We start from the raw sequence: 17070 nt of genomic DNA, 5'->3' as shown, positions 1-17070 counted from the left end.
TTTTTCAGCGAATCAGGGAATAAATGAACGAAAGATTTTATTCCTGGGAGAGATTATAATGGCAGAAACAGCAGAGAAAAACCTGTCTGAGCGCTTTGAAGCTGCGTTCAATCGTATTCACAAAGCATTGAAGCAATCAGTTAAAAACGCGCGCACTGACAAATTTCATAAGCTGGTCGATTTGGGGAAAAGCCATTCACTTGTAAGAAGTTACGAGGTTGATCTTTTCCAATTCGCCAAGCTGAGAAACGCAATCGTCCATGAAAAAATAGATCTTGGCTATTATATTGCAGAGCCCCATCTGGAAACAGTTGAAAAGATCGAAAAGATTGCCGATTATTTTGAAAAGCCTAAAACTGCAATCTCGGTAGCAGCCAAGCCGGTCTTTTATTTTTATGAAGAAGGGAAGCTTTCAGATGTGCTTTCGGTTATCAATAGTTTCTCGCATTCACAATTCCCAATTTATAACGAAAAAGAAGAATACAGCTGGCTCCTTACTTCAGCAGAAATCGTGAAATGGATGTCTGAGCATTTCTCTGAGGATACTGTCAGCCTTAAGGAAGTGAAAATCAAGGAATTGTATAACAAGAAATTCAAGCATCAAATCGCCTTTGCTCCAGCAGATTTAGATATCTTTGAAATTGAAAATATGTTCGAGGACCATCATGCAAAGAATGAAAAGCTGGAAGGGATCATTGTTACAGAGCATGGCGGATATAATGAAAAACCGCAAGGCTTCATTACTTCCTGGGACCTCCTTGAAGTGGATTCATTTGAATGAGGAAAGAACGGGCTCCTAAATAGCCCGTTCTTTATTTTCGTAAAATTTAGTACCAGATACTAATAATTGGTGTTAAAATAATGATAAATCTTGTCAACAAGGGAGGGTCAGCATGATGTATAATTTTTTTGCCCGGCTGGCTAATGCAGTTTTTAAATCAAGAGGGAAGTTCATTATAGAAGGGAAGGAAAATCTGCCGGATGAAAAAGGGTATGTAATTGCCTGTACACACAGGAGCTGGGTCGATGTAGTCGCACTTGGTGCTGGAGTTTTCCCGGAGCAGATTCACTTCATGGCAAAAAAAGAACTGTTTGAAAAGAGTTTGGCAGGCAAGTTCTTGACAAGCATCAATGCTTTTCCTGTTAATAGGGAAAACCCTGGCACAAGCACACTGAAGATTCCTCTCCAGCTTCTGAGAAAGGGGAAGACAGTCGGGATTTTTCCATCAGGCACAAGGTCGAGCGAGGAGGCATCCCTGAAAAGGGGGGCTGTCACAATTGCAAGCATGGCAAAGACGGTGATCGTGCCTGCTGCCTTTTATGGACCTGAAAGCGTCAAAGCACTGCTGTCAGGCAAGCCTATCCTGCTTAAAATCGGACAGCCTATCGACCTGAGCAGCGGCAAAAAAGATAAAGATGAACTGTCGCAAATTACGATGCAGCTCTCTGAAACGATGCTGGCTTTGGAAGAAGAGCTGAAATCCAATAAAATAAGCAGCCGGAAATAGTTTCCAGCTGCAATTCAATTTACTATTCCAAGCTCTTTCAGCCCATTAAAAATGCCGGAATCTGACACTGTGGTCGTCTTTTTGTCTGCATACTCCAACAGGTCAGGATGTGAATTGCCCATTGCGATTCCTACACCGGCATATTTCAGCATTTCTTTATCATTCATTCCGTCGCCAAAAGCAATCGAGGCCTCCCGGGGGATGCCAAGCTCTTTCATGACGACCTCCAGGGCATAACCTTTATTGACTGTATCGCGGATCACGTCATAACAGTCGCGCATTCCATCTACATTAACCTGGGAAAGGTGAATTCCATTCCTTTCATAAAGATGCTGTTCTCCTTCTTTAAGAGAGAGGACTGTCATTCCAAGAATCTGATCGAAGTGCTCAGGCTTGATCAGTGCGTTTTTGTTAAGATGGAACTTGGCAAGGAAGTCTTTCATTTTACCGGCATCTTTGTCGGTCAATAAGTTTTGTTCACTCGAATAAAGCACTGCTTGATGATTATACTCTATTGCCGTCTGCAAATACTCTTCAATCACTGGCCGGTCCATCGGCTTATCCAGGACCGTTTTGCCTTTGTGGACGGCAAAGGCCCCATTATATCCGATAAAAGAGGAAATGTTCAGCTCTTTTCCGATTTCTGCTATTTCATGCAATGGCCTGCCGGTGGCAAGGAACACTTCGATGCCTTTTTCTTTTGCCTGTGCGACTGCATGCCTGGTCGATTCCTGTATGGTATCATCAGGACGAAGAATGGTGCCGTCAATATCCAAAAAAATAATTTGATAAGCTGTCATGTCAATACTCCTTGCGGCTGGTTATTTAAAGGGGATTCTAGCACAAAAAAGGGGAGAAATCCATTTTTCCGGCATAAAACAAAAAGCGCCGGATTCTGCCGGCGCTTTCTGCTCCTTACCGTATTATCATATAGCGGCCATAGAACTGCGGACCCTTTGACCGGTAAGCAAAATTGATCTTTCTCTCAATGCCAAACGATAAACGAGAAGTCGCTGTTAACCGAATCATCGATACCAGTCCCTCCTGATTAGTTTTGGCCTTGCCTCCATGTCACGGAGGATGGGGATTAAAAGGCAAAGACAGCTTCGTAATAGCCATTAACGAGAAAAAGGATCATGGAAACCAGACATCAAAGCCGAATCGATGTTTACGTATATCGATTCAGGACAAGTGTCCCAATTGACCTGTCTGTAAAAGTTTCCTCTTGTGCAGCGCCAAATACCAATTTTGAAGTCGCTGTTCTGCGATCCATCGCTTCCAGTCCCTCCTTTAATATTTTGGCTTGCATTATTTATATACCACGTGTCTCATGCATCAAACATTTTTATTAAGAAAAAGAGAATCAATCTTTTATAGACTCATATATTTATGGTAGAATAAAACCTGTCATTTTCGACAACTGCATAAAAATCCGTTCTTGAAACGGTAGAGGTTCTAGCTACCCTCTCAAAAAAACTAAGGAAAACAGCACCGCTTTCTTAGTGGTGCTGTTTTTCTGTTAAAGGAGATCAAACCATGAAAAACGAAAAAGCAATCGTCGTCTTCAGCGGCGGCCAGGACAGCACGACCTGCCTTTTTTGGGCTAAGAAGAACTTCAAAGAGGTGGAGGCAGTCACCTTTGATTACGGCCAAAGGCATATTGCCGAGCTCGAATGCGCCAGAAAAATTGCCGCTGACCTAGCTATCCAGCATCATGTCCTTGACATGAGCCTTTTAAATCAGCTGGCTCCTAATGCTTTGACAAGGAAGGATATCAAGGTAGAGGAGAAGGAGGGGGAGCTTCCTTCAACCTTCGTCCCAGGCCGGAACCTGCTGTTTTTATCTTTTGCAGGGGTGCTTGCCAGCCAGGTTGCAGCGAAGCATATCATTACAGGCGTATGCGAAACAGATTTCAGCGGCTATCCCGACTGCCGCGACCAGTTTGTTAAATCGCTTAATGTCACATTGAATCTTTCAATGGATAGCCAATTTGTCATTCACACACCGCTCATGTGGCTGAATAAGTCGGAAACATGGAAGCTGGCTGACGAGCTGGGGGCGCTTGAATATGTAAGAAAGCAGACTCTGACTTGCTATGAGGGTGTTATCGCTGACGGCTGCGGGGAATGTCCTGCCTGCAGGCTGCGCAAGCGCGGATTGGAAGACTATCTTGCTGAAAGGCAGGGAGTCTGATATGTATGGCTTCCGGATCGTCGACAAGCTTCAGAAGATAAATGAAGATATAAAGCAAAACCAGCTAAGATATCATAGAAAAAGAGTATTAGTAAGCAAGGAATTCACTTTTGATGCTGCCCATCATCTCCATTGCTATGAAGGCAAATGTAAAAACCTTCACGGGCATACCTACAAGGTCATCTTCGGAATCAGCGGGTATGTGGATGAAATTGGCCTTTTGATAGACTTTGGAGATATTAAAGAAATATGGAAAAAACAAATTGAAGTCCACCTTGACCATAAATATCTGAATGAAACACTTCCTCCGATGAACACCACAGCTGAAAATATGGTTGTCTGGATTTATGAGCAAATGTCTGCCTGCCTAAAGGATTACTCGCCGCAGCAGGATGCAAAGGTCGAATTCGTGAGATTGTTTGAAACTCCGACCAGTTATGCAGAGGCGAGGAGGGAGTGGATGGAGAATGAGTAAGATTCCAGTCATGGAGATTTTCGGGCCTACCATCCAGGGTGAGGGGATGGTCATCGGCCAGAAGACAATGTTCGTCAGGACCGCCGGGTGCGACTATTCATGCTCGTGGTGTGATTCTTCCTTCACTTGGGATGGAACAGGCAAGGAGCTGATCAGACAGATGGATGCAGAAGAAATCTGGAATGAACTTAAGGCAATCGGCGGGGAAGGCTTCTCATTCGTCACGATTTCCGGCGGCAATCCTGCCCTCCTTAAAAATCTCGACAAACTGATTAGCCTGTTAAAAAAAGAAAATATTCAACTCTGTCTGGAAACACAGGGCAGCCGCTGGCAGGACTGGTTCTATTCCATAGATCAGCTGACAATCTCGCCAAAGCCGCCAAGCTCTGGCATGATAACAGACTTCGAAATTCTTGATGATATTTTTGAAAGACTGGCAGATCGCTTTACACACCAGGTGAGCTTGAAGGTGGTTATTTTTGACGAGAATGATTTTGAATACAGCAAAAAGGTAATGAAGCGATATCCAGGAATTCCACTTTACCTGCAGGCAGGCAACGAACATTTGTCTGCTGCAAATAATGACGAATTCCTGAGCCAGCAGCTGAAGAAATACAGCTGGCTGATCGAAAAAGCAATGCTTGAAGAAGAAATGAAAGAAGTCAGGGTTCTGCCCCAGCTGCATACATTTGTGTGGGGGAATATGAGAGGGGTATGATTGGTGCGGTTATAGTACAGCCGTAATCGGCTAGAAGTATTGAGAAAAAATAACAGAGAACAGTTGATGGCAGTGCAAGGCACGTAGACTCCTGCGGGAGATAGCGGCAAGGCTGAGACCCCGCATGAGCGGAGCGAAGAGGGCTCAGCGCCGCCCCGCGGAAAGCGAAGTGCCTGGAACGGAAATCAACACCCCTATTACTGGTAAACCAAAATAGAAGCAGACTACACTGGCTTTTTTTACCAGGTATCTTATCTTCAACGACCTATATCATTCCAATGTGGAGTATTGATAAAGTCTAAAGATTCTTTTTCTAAATCCTATCTCACACAAATATAAAAAGCCAAAAGCAGCAACCCTGCTTTTGGCTTTCTTCCTTATACCTGCTTCAATGCTTCCTTAATCGGTGTTTCCCCGTTCAGGATTTCAAATGTTTTCTTATAGGTATTCTCAAGGTCAACCGCTTCTGCCAGGACCGCAGCGACATCTTCACGGGTGATCTCCCTTGAGCTGAATTCCTTGATCTTTTCTTCCAGCAGAATTTTCCCCGTCGCAGGCTCATTAAGAAGTCCGCCCGGACGTACGATTGTATAATCCAGCCCTGATGAACGCAGATGATCGTCAGCAAGTTTCTTAGCCACAAAATAATGCTTCATGGATTCTATCCCTGTATCAGGAGTGTCCGCATTCATGCTGCTGACAAGAAGAAAGCGGCTGATATTATGCTCTTTCGCCTGATCAATCGTCTTGATTGCACCCCAAAGGTCTATGAGTATGGTCTTATCCGCACCTGTGTGCCCGCCGGAACCCGCAGTGAATATAACACTGTCCACTCCTTCGAAAGCGTGCGAGAAGTCTTTTTCCAAGTCACCAATGACCACTTCATCGGCACCGAGTTCTCTCAATTCGCTTTCCTGCTCTTCTTTACGAACCATGGCAACTGACTTATGTTCAGTTTCTGCCAGTTTCTCAATCAGATGTCTGCCTATTTGCCCATTTGCTCCAACAATCAGAATTTTCATGTTACATTCTCCTTTCCAAGTACACATTTGTATAATAACAATCTACCCTGATAGACCCAAAACATTCCGCCTGCAGCATATCCCCTAACAGGAAATAAGAAATATTTCTTGGGAAAGCGCATAATCTGACACGCCTGCCCTTTTTCTTACCGAAAAAATAAGCATGCTGGCGTTTTATGGCGCATCAGCTCGAAAGACGACTTATTGGGTGCGATTTGTTATAATAGAACCCAGACGAAACCTCATGTACTATTGGATGGTTTCGGTTTTGGAGGTGTAATATTCATGCTGCAAACAGCCAAAACACTTATAAATGCAGATGAAATAGAGGATATGCTGTTAAAGATGGTGGAAAAAGCGTATTTGGACATCAAGGACGACCCGATGCTGCTCTGCATAGACTGCAGCGATGTAGACCTGTATGTAGCTTCTTCAGGCAATCTGGAATTTGAAGAGCTGATAAAGGCCAATTTTAAGCTGGATGAATACGGAGACCCCTTAGACAATAAAGAATACCAGACATTAATGTGTGAGCTTCATGACTGTTTTATAGAGCTTCATAAATCGAGCGGAATGTTCGATTATTTCCCTGAAGGTGAATATGAGGTAAAAGGAGAAAAAAGAGATTCAGAAACAGATATGCTGGGGCCAAAAGGAGTCTTTTTTGCTCCGTTTGAGGACGCACTGCTTATATAAAAAGGAACGCTGCCTTATTGGGCAGTATTCCTTTGGTTACAATGGCTGATTTGGATGCTGTCCGCTGGATTCTCTTTCAGGTGCAGGGAAAATCAGTATAAATTCAGTCCCTTTATTCTTTTCGCTGATGATTTCGTAATGCCCGTCAAGCCGTTTGATGATATCAAATGAAATAAGCAGCCCCAGGCCAGTGCCTTTCGTTTTAGTTGAATAATAGGGGCTGCCCAGCTGTTTGAGCTGTCCAGGTGAAAGACCTGAGCCCTCATCTTTTATTTTTACGGAAACTTCCTTCTGATCCTGCTCTGCGGTCACAATGATAGAACCTCCGTCAGGCATTGATTCTACCCCATTTTTTATAAGATTGATCATCAGCTGCTTAAATTCATTTGCATTGCCATATATATAAATCATCCTGGGTACGACATCTGATTTCTGATTGGGATAAAAGGGCAAAAGGCCTGATGAATTCGGAAATTTCCCTCACTAGATCTGTTACCGGCAGCTTTTCCTTTGAGGATATCGAAGGTTTTGCGAGCGAAAGGAAATCTGAAATAATATGATTCGCCCTGTCAAGCTCTTCAAGTGAAGTTGCTACATATGACCGCTGGCCGTCCGTCAGGTTTTGCTCTTCCTTCATAAGCTGCAGAAATCCTCTGATTGTCGTCATGGGATTTCTGATTTCATGGGCAACAGAGGCTGCAAGCTGGCTGATCGCATTGGATTTGTCTGCTGTTTGTAGTTTCTCAGCCATTTCTGAGTGCAATCTGTACATTTCCATAATATAAATGGCAGCACAAAGGCTTATAAATGATAAAAGAAAGAAAAGGGCAAGGTTCACTGCATGCTGAATATGGCCAGTCTGCAGGAAATATATCAGCCTGGTAAACGTGATTAAAAAGTAAAAAGCAAAAGCAACCAAGGTTTTACCAAGGATGTTGATCTTCTGATATTTTTTCCGGATAAACAGCATCGGTATTGATATAATAAAATAATTTATGAGAGTTACATAAAGATTATCTATATTAAAAAGGGCCATGAGAATCAGAAGGGCCGCGATTGACAAATACCCTCCGACAGGTCCAAGATAGAAAAAACAAAAAAATACAGGTATGAACTTCATATCAAATTCAAGGCCATTGGACATTCTCACAGGAAATGCCAGTGTCAGCACCAGGGAGGCAGCAGCAGCAAAAAACATGACCCATGCTCTTTTTTCATGCTTTATGCTAACATTGTGCATAAGCGGGATGATCATCATGATAAAAAAATGAAGAAATAGATTTTCAGCAAACTCCCGCAACTTCATCAGCCTCCACACTTAAAGTCCTGTCAAAAACATTATAGCAAATATTTTGAAAATGGATAGACGGCATTTTAAAGAGCCTGCAGAGGACTTTACACATTACAAAAAACAAAGGAATGGTAGTTATGGACAGCCAGGACAGAAAAATGATTAGAATGAAAGACATTGTCAGAGAAGGAGATCCTATACTTCGGCAAAAAACAGCTGAAGTGGCGGTCCCTCTCAATCAGGAAGACCATGTTATCATGGAGATGATGATGGAATATCTAAAAAACAGCCAGGATCCTGAATTGGCCTACAAATATCAGCTCAGGCCCGGAGTCGGCCTTTCAGCCAACCAGATAGGGGAGGATAAGAGAATGTTTGCTGCCTTCTTCAGGGATGAAAAAGGGGAAGTAAAAGAGCTGAGGGTCTTTAACCCTAAAATCATCAGCCACTCTGCTGCAATGGTTTATCTTCCGGAGGGTGAGGGCTGCCTCTCTGTTGACAGGGAGGTTAAAGGCTATGTTCCCCGCTATGAAAGAATCAAGATCAAATATTCCGATGAAAAAGGGGAGCAGGTAGAGATGCGCCTAAAAGGGATTGCGTCTGTCATCGTCCAGCATGAAATTGACCATCTGAACGGCATCATGTTTTATGACCGCATCAACAAAGAAAATCCATTCGAGCTGCCTGCAGGTGCATCAGCTGCTGAATTGTTTTAAGATGGAGAAAAACAGCAAAAAAGGAGCGGAAACGCTCCTTTTTTTTAATATGGGTCGTTATCTGTGAAAGAAACCGAAGAGATGGCCTGTTCAACTGCCCGGTACGCCTGGCCGAAGGCTGCTGATGAGGAAGGGGTCCCTTCATTCAGAAGCTCTTTACTGCTGTTTCGGGCATGGGTCAGACTGTTGATGAGATCCTGGATCATAATCTTTTTATTCCCGGCTGTTTCTTGTAGTGCTTCAAGTTCTTGGATGCACGAATCCAGATCCAGTGACTCAGGATGATCAAAATTTTCCTCCAGCAGCTGTTTAATGTGCTCTAATTGTTCTTTCATATTGAATTCTCCTTTCAGACTCTAAATAGAAACAGCATCAACTTATTCTTCATCAATGAACGAATGAGGCATGGCTTATAGGGACTGTACCCGGCAGGAGCCTCTATTTTTTCTGATAAACCTTTGCAATTCCTACACCGCTAGTATGGCTGTTCTTCAATGCTTTATACTGGAATATAGGCAAAGCGTTTTTTATCAAAAAAAAGAAAGCAGCCGAGGGCTGCTTTCTGCTGATTCTATACTGTCACAAGTTCTGCCTCATGCTGCTTCGATGGTTCGCCAACAATTTCCTGAACCTCTGCACCTTCCAGTGTCTCTTTCTTCAGAAGGGCCGCAACCAGGCATTCAAATTCATATTCATTCGTTTTAATGAGCATTTCTGTTTTAGCTAGAGCCTGCTGGAACAGCTCTTGCATCTTGGCTTCCTTTTCCGCTTTGACAAAGGTCAGGTTGAAACCGTCCTGGAATAAGCCGATTTCCACCATTTGCTCAAGTATATGCTTGGCCTGCTGGACATCGCCGCTGACACCGATGCTATGCTCGCCGAGATACAGCCTTTCTGCAACTCCGCCAGCAAGAATCATGCTGACCTGGTCAAGCAGCTCACTGCTGGTGGACAGATGAAGCTCCTTTGGTATGGGTGCAACATATCCGAGCGCCTGTCCACGTGGTATGATTGTTGCTTTTCTTACTGAGCCAGGCTTGGTGATGGCGGCAATCAAGGCATGTCCGGCTTCATGGATGGCAACCCTCTTTTTAGTCTCGGGGTCCTGAAGCGGGCGTGTTGTGCTTCCAAGCACCGTCCGGTCAATGGCAAAATCAAGGTCTTCTTTATCTATTTTTTCTTTCCCGTTCCGGATGGCCCTTCTGCTGGCTGTCTCAAAGAGAGAGCTGATGTCAGCCCCTGAGAAGCCGGAAGTGCTTTCTGCCAGTGCAGGCAGGGAAGCTGCTACATCTTCTGCCAGAAGCTTGCCTTTTGTGTGAATGCTGATGATTTCCTGCCTTCCTTTTGTATCCGGAAGCGGAACTAGGAAAGAGAAGTCAATCCTGCCTGGACGGAGGAATGCATCATCCAGCATATCCTTGCGGTTTGTAGCAGCGATGAACAGGATGCCGTCATTTGAATGGCCGCCGTCAAGCTGGACAAGCAGCTCAGTCAATGTTTTCTCGCTTTCGTCCCCGCCATGCTGCTTCCGCTTGCCTGCAAGGGCATCGACTTCATCAATGAAGACAACTGCAGGTGAGTGCTTTCTGGCGTTCTGGAATAAGCTTCGGACCCTTGAGGCGCCTACGCCGACGAACATTTCATTAAAAGAAGATCCGCTGGTTGAAAAGAATGAAGCGCCGATTTCCTTGGCAATCGCCTGGGCAAGCAGCGTCTTGCCTGTACCCGGAGGTCCATAAAGCAGGATTCCCTTTGGCGGCTTCACACCAAGCTGGATTGATGCTTCCCTGTCTTTAATGATGGAAAGTGTCTGGAGGATTTCCTCCTTCATTTCATCCTGAAGGCCGCCAATATCATCCATTGTGATGGAAGGAAGGGGCTTTGCCTTGCTGGCGCTGTTTTTCATCGAATTGGCGGTGGATATTCCTTTGCCGGATTTATGAAGGTAAAGGCCAATCCCTGCAAAAAGGATCAGTGTTCCACCCAAAATCCAGAATGTAAATGGATTTGCGGAAGAATAGCTGTACTGGATATTGTAATTTTCAATCAGTTTAGCAACCATTTGGCTGTTTGGAGGCACCTGTGACACATACTCAGCTGTACCTGCGGTCAAATGGAGAGTGCCATTTTTCATTTCTTTTAATAGGACAGTTTCACTAGGATGATCCTGAATGATATTTTCTATGGAAGAAAAGGGAATGGTAACTTCTTTGCTGCCGGATAGGCTGAACCACAGCGCAGCAGCAGCAATTAGAATGGCCAATGAAATAAGGGGGACAGGTTTCGAAATTTTTTTGAAAGTGGATTTCAACAATTTCCCTCCTAAATGAATCTATCTCCATTATAGGAAAACTTGTTCGGACTGTATAGATTTATGCAAGGGAAAAAACATGTAATTTTTGGTAAAGGGTTTTAAATTCTATTTTACAGGGTATTTAAAAAGCTTTTTCATAAGGAAGCCGAGTACCGGCTTGTTAACAGCCGACACTCCCATGATGATCAGAACTCCGCCGATGCTGCTGTATAATGGGATTTTTTCCCCGAGAATAAGGATTGCTGCCAGCAGTGTAAACAGCGGTTCCAAATACATCATGACCGAAACCTGTGTCGCTTCGAGCACCTCAAGCGCCCTTCCCCAGTACCAGTAGCCCAGGGCCGATACAAAAATGCCTAGAAACAGCAGGTGCAGCCACCCGTCCAAAGGGAGGGTATACAGTAATTCATACCCCCGATTTCTCAAAAGGAATGGCAGAGTCGCCAAACAGCCTATCAGGCTTGTCCAAAAGGTGACAGCAAGAGAAGAATAGGGAAGTGCAAATTTCTTGGACAAAATCGAATAAACAGCCCAATTAAAGGTACTGAAAAGCAGGAGGAAATAACCAAGACCAGGACTGAATTGAAGCGTACCCCCTGAATTTTCTGCAGAGATAACCAGAACCCCTGTAACGGCAATCATCATTCCCCCAATTTTAAGGAGCGAAAGCTTTTCAGATAAGAAAAGGAAGGAAAGCAAACTAGTAAAAACAGGTGTGAAAGAGATCATCCACCCGGCAGCAGAGGCATCCAGGGTGAGCATGGCAGAAGCTTGTACCATTTGATGGATGAACACCCCAAGTACCGAAAGAATAAAAACATGGGCGAAATGCTCTTTTTTTATGTAAAAGGATTCTTTGAATATTGTGAGAAGGCAGCCCAGGAAGATGGCAGCAATCATAAATCTTAAGGAAACCAGGGCACCCGGTGCCAAATAATATACCAGCCATTTGACTGAAACAAATGAAACACCCCAGAACGCAATTGCCAGAAGGGCGTACCATAAAGATAGAATGCGATTGCCCTGCATCATTCCCACCTCCCATATACCTTCTATTATTCTTATTCAAGAAGAATAGAAAATAGACTGAAAGAAGTGATAGACTGTTGCTTTCGCTTCAAGAGATTTGCCTTTGAATATGATGACTTCATCCAAGGGTTTAGACTCCATATGGATGTAACTGAAAAAGAGTTCTTCTGGTTTCCGATGTTCCAGAGGGGGCATTATATATACACTCATGCCGTTAAAATCGGGACCTGTGATTTGCATTTCACTTTCGGACAGGAAACCTATTGGCTATATCAGCTGAATAAAAAGCTGAACAGGAAATTGCAGCAGTACATCTTGACAATCAAAAGAAAGTAGCGTATATTTAATTCCAACAAAACTTATAGGAATACTCTTATCCAGAGAGGCGGAGGGAATTGGCCCTATGAAGCCTCGGCAGCAGACTCCTTGCGAGAACTGTGCCAAATCCAACAAGCGGAAGCTTGGAAGATGAGAGAAGCGGCAGCCATACGCGCATAAAGCCTCTTCTGCTTCCGGGCCACCGGTCAGAAGGGGCTTTTTTAATGAAGGAAGAAACTATAATGATAAAAGAAGAAGAGAAAAAGGACCAGCTGATTTCAGAGCTGCTGTCCATGGGTATATACAAACAAGAAGGCCGCCAGCTATTTCAGGTGCCGTACGAAGAACTGTTAAAACTTTATCAGGAAAACAGATCACATATTAATGAATAGAGGGAAGGGACTATATATGTCAGAAAGTATTCTAATACCCTGGAAGGATAAGCACTTGTGCGGATCGCTGGATTTTCCTGCAGGATTCAGCAAGAACCGCCGCTATCCCCTGGTCATCATCTGCCATGGGTTTACAGGAAGCCGTATTGGTGTCGACAGGCTATTTGTTAAAACTTCCAACCGTCTTACTGCAGATGGGTATCTTGTCCTCCGCTTTGATTATGAGGGCTGCGGGGAGAGTCCGGGTGAGTACGGAGAAACAGGTCTTCCCGATTTGCTGGAGCAGACTTTATCTGCTATCGATTTTGCAGTGAAGCTTGATTATGCAAATCCTCATTCAATTTCTCTCATCGGCCATAGCCTCGGCGGAGCCGTTGCCGTGCTGGCTGCTGCAAAAGATGTCCGCATCCGGAAGCTTATCATATGGTCGGCTTCTGCAAGACCATATCAGGATATCGTCTGCATTGTCGGCAGTGAAAAGGTAAAGGCACTGGACAAGGGAGCTTCACTTGATTATTTGGGCTATCAGCTAACGGACAATTACTTTTCTTCGCTGAAGAGATATGAACCTTTGGAAGAGCTTGCGGCATACAGGGGCGATGTCCTGATTGTACATGGAACAGCAGACCAGGATATTCCGGTATCCCACTCAGGAAGATATGCGGAAGAATTCAGGAAGCGGAAGGAAGGATCATGTTCCTTGCATTATGTTACAGGAGCCTGCCATACCTATTCAGCCGGGCGCTGCTTTGCGGAGCTGATCGAGTGCACATCAGAATGGCTCAAAGCTTTCAGGGAGCAGCAGTCATATGCATCTTCATGAACTGAATCAATGCTGAAAATGACCGGATTTTAAAAGATCCGGTCATCTGTGGTCATTTTAGGATTCTATCCAGGTAGCGGCGGAGAGTTTTTTCTATTCTGTCCGGTTTCAGACGTTCAGGCTCGAGCATACTGTGCAGGGCCAGCCCGTCAATGAAACTGTATAACATTTCAGTCTCAAGATCATGATCCTGGCCATCCTTCAGCTCTCCATGGGACTTTAGAAAATCCATCATCTGAACAATCCCCGTATATATTCCCTGCTTCAGGATTCGAAATTCTTCCTTTTGCCTGCTGTATGCAACAAACGCAAACCACACCTCCATTTCTGCCATTTTCTCATCAGTGGTTGGAACAATTTCAAGCAGGACTTGATAAACCTTTTCCCTTGGGGGCAAATCCTTCAATGCAATCTCCGAAACCCTGTTTATCACATTTTCATTTACCAGTTTCATTGCATAGACAAGCAGTTCATCTTGTGTGGAGAAATAGTGGCGCAGGGCGCCAAGAGAAACACCGGCTTCCGCTGCAATATTGCGGACAGACGCACCTTCCACCCCTTTATCCAAAATAACCTGCCAGGTGGCCTGGACGATTCTTTTTTTCCTTTGTTCATGATCAACTATTTTAGGCATAGTCTCAGTGTAGCAGACCGTAAAACAGGTTTCAATTTTTAATAATACACTTGTATCACTAAAAGTGTGGTGTTATGATGAGTTTAAACAACAATAGTACTGGAAGGGGAAAGTATGAACTGGATATTGTGGGTTATCATAGGGTGTGAAGTCGGCTTTTGGGTTTTAATCCTGGCCGGCCTTTGTATGCGTTATCTTTTCGGAAAAAAGAAAACCGGTCTCATCCTGCTCGCGATGACTCCTGTTGTAGATCTGATCCTGCTGGCAGCAGCGGGTGCGGACTTATACAGAGGCTCAGAAGCAACACAGGCACATGCATTGGCTGCCGTATATATCGGTGTGTCGATAGCCTTTGGAAAAAGTATGATTCAGTGGGCGGATGAAAGATTTTTATATTACATCGCCAAAAAGGGGAAACGGCCGGAAAAAAGATATGGTATGGATCATGCAAGGCATAATATAAAAGGCTTTGCGAGGCATGGAGCCGCATATCTTATCGGAGCTGCCTTGCTGATGGGAACCGTGCTAATCATAGATGATCCTGGGAGAACGGAAGCACTATCCGGTGTCGTGAAAATATGGTCGATTGTTCTAGCAGCAGATTTGATTTATTGCATTAGTTATTTTATCTGGCCAAAGGCCCCTAAAAAAAGCAAAGAGATGAATATATGAAAAGAATATCCCGCCTCAATCAGCGAGGGGGGATATTCTTTTATATGTTTTCTTTTTCCAGTTCTTCCTCAACAACCAGAATCGGTATTTCCCTTTTCTCCAGCTCTTCAATGAATTCCTTCCGTTGTTTAAGGGAATTCATACTAATATTAAAAGGTGGAAAACCGGTTCCTTGATTGATCTTCACCAATCTTTTCTTTCTCGCTGGAAGCCTTTCAATGTATTTTTCTTCATCCTTCAAGATAACCCCAAGGAAAGCATTGCCTTGAACCTCATATGGAAAGATACCCTCAAAATCTTCCCAGACGATGAGACCGGGGCCGCCTGGACCATTGACTTCCAGACCTTCTGTGCTGAAAGAAACCAAGGGGGCTTTGTCATAAATCATTCCTGCAAAAAGCAGGGCACATCCAAACAATAAAACAGCAAACAGTAAATAGATAATCAGCATAAAAGTTTCCCTGTTTTCTTCATGTAAAACCATATCTGCAGCCAGCCAGGCAAAAAATACACCTGCAGCCAATACAACCAGCATAAACAGAAAGAGTTTTCCTTTCGCGGCATAAAATTGTTTTTCCATCTTGTCCTCCTTATTGATTGATTAGTAGATACCAAATGGAAAATTCCCCCTTATACCGAAATATAAACCAAAAAATTCCATGGTGAAGCAATAATCCGATATTCGAAACGTTTGAGTAGAATTTATACATAAAAAGAGAAATAATAGAAGCAATCATTATTGAAGGTGTGGTTTTTATGTCCCAGCAAGACTTTACACAAGGGAATATTCTGAAGCAGATGTTTATTTTTTCTACTCCCATCATGCTGACGAACTTGCTGCAGGTTTCTTACCAGTTTGTTGACAGCCTCTGGGTGGGGAATCTGCTTGGAGCCGCGTCACTCGGCAGCATTGCGGTTTCAAGCACCGTCATATTTACGGTGCTGTCATTTATTATCGGTATCAATAATGCAGCTTTGACAATCTTGTCGCAGCAAAAAGGAGGAGATGATGATAAAGGTCTGAGGCAATATCTAAACAGTTTTGTGATTATCCTCACACTGCTTTCCCTTGCGCTGGGAGCGGCAGGCTATTTTGCTTCAAAGCCTATTCTCCAGTGGCTTGATACCCCAGAGGCGATGATTGCTGAAGCAGACTCGTATTTAAAGATTAATTTCCTCGGCATCCTTTTTTTGTTCGGCTACAATTTTATCGGGACGATTCTTCGTTCTCTGGGGGACAGCAGGACGCCGCTGATTTTTGTACTGGTCGCGGTGGTCCTAAACAGCATATTGGACCCTGTGTTCATTTCTATCCTGGGATGGGGGATCGATGGAGCTGCCTATGCCACTCTTGCCGCCCAGGGGATCGCATTCATATCTGGCATGTATATTGTTTTAAAAAGAAAACTCGCACCTTTTTCGATACCGTTCATGCCCGGTAAAGATGAAGTGTGGACGATACTAAAATTAGGCATACCATCAGGACTCCAGATGATGGTGATCTCAGCGGGTGTAATGGCCATTATGAGTGTGGTGAATTCCTTCGGGGCGGACACGGTTGCAGGCTTTGGGGCAGCCCAGAGGATTGACAGCCTGATCATGCTGCCGGCTTCGGCGCTCGGCACAGCTGTCAACAGCATGGCAGGACAGAATATTGGGGCAGGCCGGTGGAAAAGGGTCCATAAGATTGCGCTCTATGGTTCACTCTACAATTTAGGCATAATGCTCTTGATTGCCGGAGCGGCTGTGCTATTAGCAAAAGCGGGAATATCCCTGTTCATTACCGAGCCTGGAGCCGTTGAGTTTGGTACAGGCTATCTTGTATCAATTGCTTTCTTTTATCCGTTCCTCGGGCTTAATTTTGTATTAAATGGCATAGTAAGGGCTGCAGGTGCCATGTTCCAGGTGCTTGTGCTCAATATCATCTCCTTTTGGGTGCTGAGATACCCTTTGACCTGGCTGTTCTCACAATGGATGGGGGAAGAGGGGATCGCATACGGAATGGGAACAAGCTTTATGATCAGCAGCGTGATTGCTTTTTCGTACTATAAATACGGCAGATGGGACAAGAAAAAGCTGTTTTCAACTGAAAAATGACACGCCAAAAGACACTCCCTGTGCGGAGTGTCTTTTGGCGTGCGGAAAAAAGGAAAGCCATATATCGATCAGGCTCCTGGAATACATGAGTGGGGAGAAAAAAAGGATAGTCATGTATCCCATCACGTTCCCGGAATACATGAGTAGGGAGAAAAAAGGATGGTCATGTATC

The 17070-nt window shown here is 44.2% G+C and carries 20 protein-coding genes and 2 riboswitches; of the genes, 11 read left to right on the top strand and 9 right to left on the bottom strand.

Features of this window, described 5'->3' with window-relative positions; genetic code table 11:
• Window positions 1–58: 58 nt before the first annotated feature.
• The gene (locus RBB45_RS03880; protein ID WP_022543894.1) at window positions 59–781 is read left to right on the top strand and encodes a CBS domain-containing protein; all 723 of its coding nucleotides are present in this window, start codon (window positions 59–61) and stop codon (window positions 779–781) included.
• Between the two features lie 115 nt (window positions 782–896).
• Entirely contained in the window at window positions 897–1508 is a 612-nt protein-coding gene (locus RBB45_RS03875; protein ID WP_035402537.1) for a lysophospholipid acyltransferase family protein, read from the top strand.
• Window positions 1509–1522: 14 nt separating this feature from the next.
• On the opposite strand, the gene RBB45_RS03870 is transcribed toward RBB45_RS03875, so the two are convergent.
• Window positions 1523–2308 carry an HAD family hydrolase gene (locus RBB45_RS03870; protein WP_101547811.1) on the bottom strand — a complete coding sequence of 262 codons (786 nt, stop codon included), beginning with the start codon at window positions 2306–2308 and terminating at the stop codon, window positions 1523–1525.
• 643 nt (window positions 2309–2951) lie between these two features.
• Window positions 2952–2994: riboswitch (PreQ1 riboswitch) on the top strand.
• A 50-nt stretch (window positions 2995–3044) separates the two neighbouring features.
• Between RBB45_RS03870 and queC the strand changes: the two genes are divergently transcribed.
• From queC to queE, 3 genes are read left to right on the top strand one after another with little or no spacing between them, the layout of a single operon-like run.
• Window positions 3045–3701: a 7-cyano-7-deazaguanine synthase QueC gene (queC, locus tag RBB45_RS03865; protein WP_101547810.1), complete on the top strand. Its 657-nt coding sequence runs from the start codon at window positions 3045–3047 to the stop codon at window positions 3699–3701.
• A gap of 1 nt (window position 3702) precedes the next feature.
• Complete coding sequence (gene queD, locus RBB45_RS03860) at window positions 3703–4176, top strand: 6-carboxytetrahydropterin synthase QueD (protein ID WP_101547809.1); 474 nt, start codon at window positions 3703–3705, stop codon at window positions 4174–4176.
• On the top strand, window positions 4169–4894 hold the full coding sequence (gene queE, locus RBB45_RS03855; protein WP_009793682.1) for a 7-carboxy-7-deazaguanine synthase QueE: 726 nt from the start codon (window positions 4169–4171) through the stop codon (window positions 4892–4894). The genes queD and queE overlap by 8 nt, the downstream gene beginning before the upstream one ends.
• 377 nt (window positions 4895–5271) lie before the next feature.
• On the opposite strand, the gene RBB45_RS03850 is transcribed toward queE, so the two are convergent.
• The gene (locus RBB45_RS03850; RefSeq protein WP_009793683.1) at window positions 5272–5916 is read right to left on the bottom strand and encodes an SDR family oxidoreductase; all 645 of its coding nucleotides are present in this window, start codon (window positions 5914–5916) and stop codon (window positions 5272–5274) included.
• A gap of 285 nt (window positions 5917–6201) precedes the next feature.
• Between RBB45_RS03850 and RBB45_RS03845 the strand changes: the two genes are divergently transcribed.
• Window positions 6202–6612, top strand: a complete 411-nt coding sequence (locus tag RBB45_RS03845) for a hypothetical protein (RefSeq protein WP_240684124.1) — start codon at window positions 6202–6204, stop codon at window positions 6610–6612.
• Window positions 6613–6648: 36 nt separating this feature from the next.
• On the opposite strand, the gene RBB45_RS03840 is transcribed toward RBB45_RS03845, so the two are convergent.
• A complete protein-coding gene (locus RBB45_RS03840; RefSeq protein WP_306009117.1) occupies window positions 6649–6948 on the bottom strand; it encodes an ATP-binding protein in 300 nt (99 codons plus the stop codon).
• A gap of 46 nt (window positions 6949–6994) precedes the next feature.
• Window positions 6995–7918, bottom strand: a complete 924-nt coding sequence (locus RBB45_RS03835) for a histidine kinase dimerization/phospho-acceptor domain-containing protein (RefSeq protein WP_306009116.1) — start codon at window positions 7916–7918, stop codon at window positions 6995–6997.
• 122 nt (window positions 7919–8040) lie between these two features.
• On the opposite strand from RBB45_RS03835, the gene def reads away from it, so the two are divergent.
• Window positions 8041–8619, top strand: coding sequence for a peptide deformylase (gene def, locus RBB45_RS03830; RefSeq protein WP_009793686.1), 579 nt, complete (start codon window positions 8041–8043; stop codon window positions 8617–8619).
• A gap of 44 nt (window positions 8620–8663) precedes the next feature.
• Here the strand turns inward: def and RBB45_RS03825 are convergent, their stop codons facing one another.
• The 3 genes from RBB45_RS03825 to RBB45_RS03815 form a co-directional block, all read right to left on the bottom strand.
• Entirely contained in the window at window positions 8664–8954 is a 291-nt protein-coding gene (locus tag RBB45_RS03825; RefSeq protein ID WP_253616995.1) for a hypothetical protein, read from the bottom strand.
• A 236-nt stretch (window positions 8955–9190) separates the two neighbouring features.
• Window positions 9191–10930: an AAA family ATPase gene (locus RBB45_RS03820; RefSeq protein WP_009793688.1), complete on the bottom strand. Its 1740-nt coding sequence runs from the start codon at window positions 10928–10930 to the stop codon at window positions 9191–9193.
• Between the two features lie 108 nt (window positions 10931–11038).
• Window positions 11039–11965: a DMT family transporter gene (locus RBB45_RS03815; RefSeq protein ID WP_094769495.1), complete on the bottom strand. Its 927-nt coding sequence runs from the start codon at window positions 11963–11965 to the stop codon at window positions 11039–11041.
• 367 nt (window positions 11966–12332) lie between these two features.
• Window positions 12333–12437: riboswitch (SAM riboswitch) on the top strand.
• A 67-nt stretch (window positions 12438–12504) separates the two neighbouring features.
• On the opposite strand from RBB45_RS03815, the gene RBB45_RS03810 reads away from it, so the two are divergent.
• Together RBB45_RS03810 and RBB45_RS03805 are read left to right on the top strand one after the other, a co-directional pair.
• Window positions 12505–12672 (top strand): Fur-regulated basic protein FbpA, encoded by a 168-nt coding sequence (locus RBB45_RS03810; RefSeq protein ID WP_084520832.1) that lies wholly within the window; start codon window positions 12505–12507, stop codon window positions 12670–12672.
• A gap of 16 nt (window positions 12673–12688) precedes the next feature.
• Entirely contained in the window at window positions 12689–13495 is an 807-nt protein-coding gene (locus tag RBB45_RS03805; protein WP_035402322.1) for an alpha/beta hydrolase, read from the top strand.
• A gap of 52 nt (window positions 13496–13547) precedes the next feature.
• On the opposite strand, the gene RBB45_RS03800 is transcribed toward RBB45_RS03805, so the two are convergent.
• Window positions 13548–14129, bottom strand: coding sequence for a TetR/AcrR family transcriptional regulator (locus RBB45_RS03800; protein WP_009793694.1), 582 nt, complete (start codon window positions 14127–14129; stop codon window positions 13548–13550).
• Window positions 14130–14243: 114 nt separating this feature from the next.
• Here RBB45_RS03800 and RBB45_RS03795 point away from each other — a divergent pair, with 114 nt between their 5' ends.
• Entirely contained in the window at window positions 14244–14801 is a 558-nt protein-coding gene (locus tag RBB45_RS03795) for a hypothetical protein (protein WP_009793695.1), read from the top strand.
• Between the two features lie 40 nt (window positions 14802–14841).
• Here RBB45_RS03795 and RBB45_RS03790 read toward each other — a convergent pair whose 3' ends face one another.
• Window positions 14842–15381 carry an STM3941 family protein gene (locus tag RBB45_RS03790; RefSeq protein ID WP_009793696.1) on the bottom strand — a complete coding sequence of 180 codons (540 nt, stop codon included), beginning with the start codon at window positions 15379–15381 and terminating at the stop codon, window positions 14842–14844.
• A 176-nt stretch (window positions 15382–15557) separates the two neighbouring features.
• Between RBB45_RS03790 and RBB45_RS03785 the strand changes: the two genes are divergently transcribed.
• Window positions 15558–16898, top strand: coding sequence for an MATE family efflux transporter (locus RBB45_RS03785; RefSeq protein WP_009793697.1), 1341 nt, complete (start codon window positions 15558–15560; stop codon window positions 16896–16898).
• Window positions 16899–17070: the final 172 nt, after the last annotated feature.

The organism is Bacillus sp. MMSF_3328, assembly GCF_030733525.1.
Taxonomy (GTDB): domain Bacteria; phylum Bacillota; class Bacilli; order Bacillales; family Cytobacillaceae; genus Bacillus_AB; species Bacillus_AB infantis.
Note: the sequence above shows the minus strand (reverse complement) of the source record. Positions and strands in the feature narration are given on the sequence as shown.

Coding starts and splice junctions, on each gene's coding strand:
- RBB45_RS03825 (WP_253616995.1), bottom strand. CDS start 8,954: ATGAAAGAACAATTAGAGCACATTAAACAGCTGCTGGAGGAAAATTTT.
- RBB45_RS03835 (WP_306009116.1), bottom strand. CDS start 7,918: ATGAAGTTGCGGGAGTTTGCTGAAAATCTATTTCTTCATTTTTTTATC.
- RBB45_RS03815 (WP_094769495.1), bottom strand. CDS start 11,965: ATGATGCAGGGCAATCGCATTCTATCTTTATGGTACGCCCTTCTGGCA.
- RBB45_RS03875 (WP_035402537.1), top strand. CDS start 897: ATGTATAATTTTTTTGCCCGGCTGGCTAATGCAGTTTTTAAATCAAGA.
- RBB45_RS03870 (WP_101547811.1), bottom strand. CDS start 2,308: ATGACAGCTTATCAAATTATTTTTTTGGATATTGACGGCACCATTCTT.
- RBB45_RS03845 (WP_240684124.1), top strand. CDS start 6,202: ATGCTGCAAACAGCCAAAACACTTATAAATGCAGATGAAATAGAGGAT.
- def (WP_009793686.1), top strand. CDS start 8,041: ATGGACAGCCAGGACAGAAAAATGATTAGAATGAAAGACATTGTCAGA.
- queC (WP_101547810.1), top strand. CDS start 3,045: ATGAAAAACGAAAAAGCAATCGTCGTCTTCAGCGGCGGCCAGGACAGC.
- RBB45_RS03785 (WP_009793697.1), top strand. CDS start 15,558: ATGTCCCAGCAAGACTTTACACAAGGGAATATTCTGAAGCAGATGTTT.
- RBB45_RS03850 (WP_009793683.1), bottom strand. CDS start 5,916: ATGAAAATTCTGATTGTTGGAGCAAATGGGCAAATAGGCAGACATCTG.
- queE (WP_009793682.1), top strand. CDS start 4,169: ATGAGTAAGATTCCAGTCATGGAGATTTTCGGGCCTACCATCCAGGGT.
- RBB45_RS03800 (WP_009793694.1), bottom strand. CDS start 14,129: ATGCCTAAAATAGTTGATCATGAACAAAGGAAAAAAAGAATCGTCCAG.
- queD (WP_101547809.1), top strand. CDS start 3,703: ATGTATGGCTTCCGGATCGTCGACAAGCTTCAGAAGATAAATGAAGAT.
- RBB45_RS03840 (WP_306009117.1), bottom strand. CDS start 6,948: ATGCCTGACGGAGGTTCTATCATTGTGACCGCAGAGCAGGATCAGAAG.
- RBB45_RS03880 (WP_022543894.1), top strand. CDS start 59: ATGGCAGAAACAGCAGAGAAAAACCTGTCTGAGCGCTTTGAAGCTGCG.
- RBB45_RS03810 (WP_084520832.1), top strand. CDS start 12,505: ATGAAGGAAGAAACTATAATGATAAAAGAAGAAGAGAAAAAGGACCAG.
- RBB45_RS03795 (WP_009793695.1), top strand. CDS start 14,244: ATGAACTGGATATTGTGGGTTATCATAGGGTGTGAAGTCGGCTTTTGG.
- RBB45_RS03805 (WP_035402322.1), top strand. CDS start 12,689: ATGTCAGAAAGTATTCTAATACCCTGGAAGGATAAGCACTTGTGCGGA.
- RBB45_RS03790 (WP_009793696.1), bottom strand. CDS start 15,381: ATGGAAAAACAATTTTATGCCGCGAAAGGAAAACTCTTTCTGTTTATG.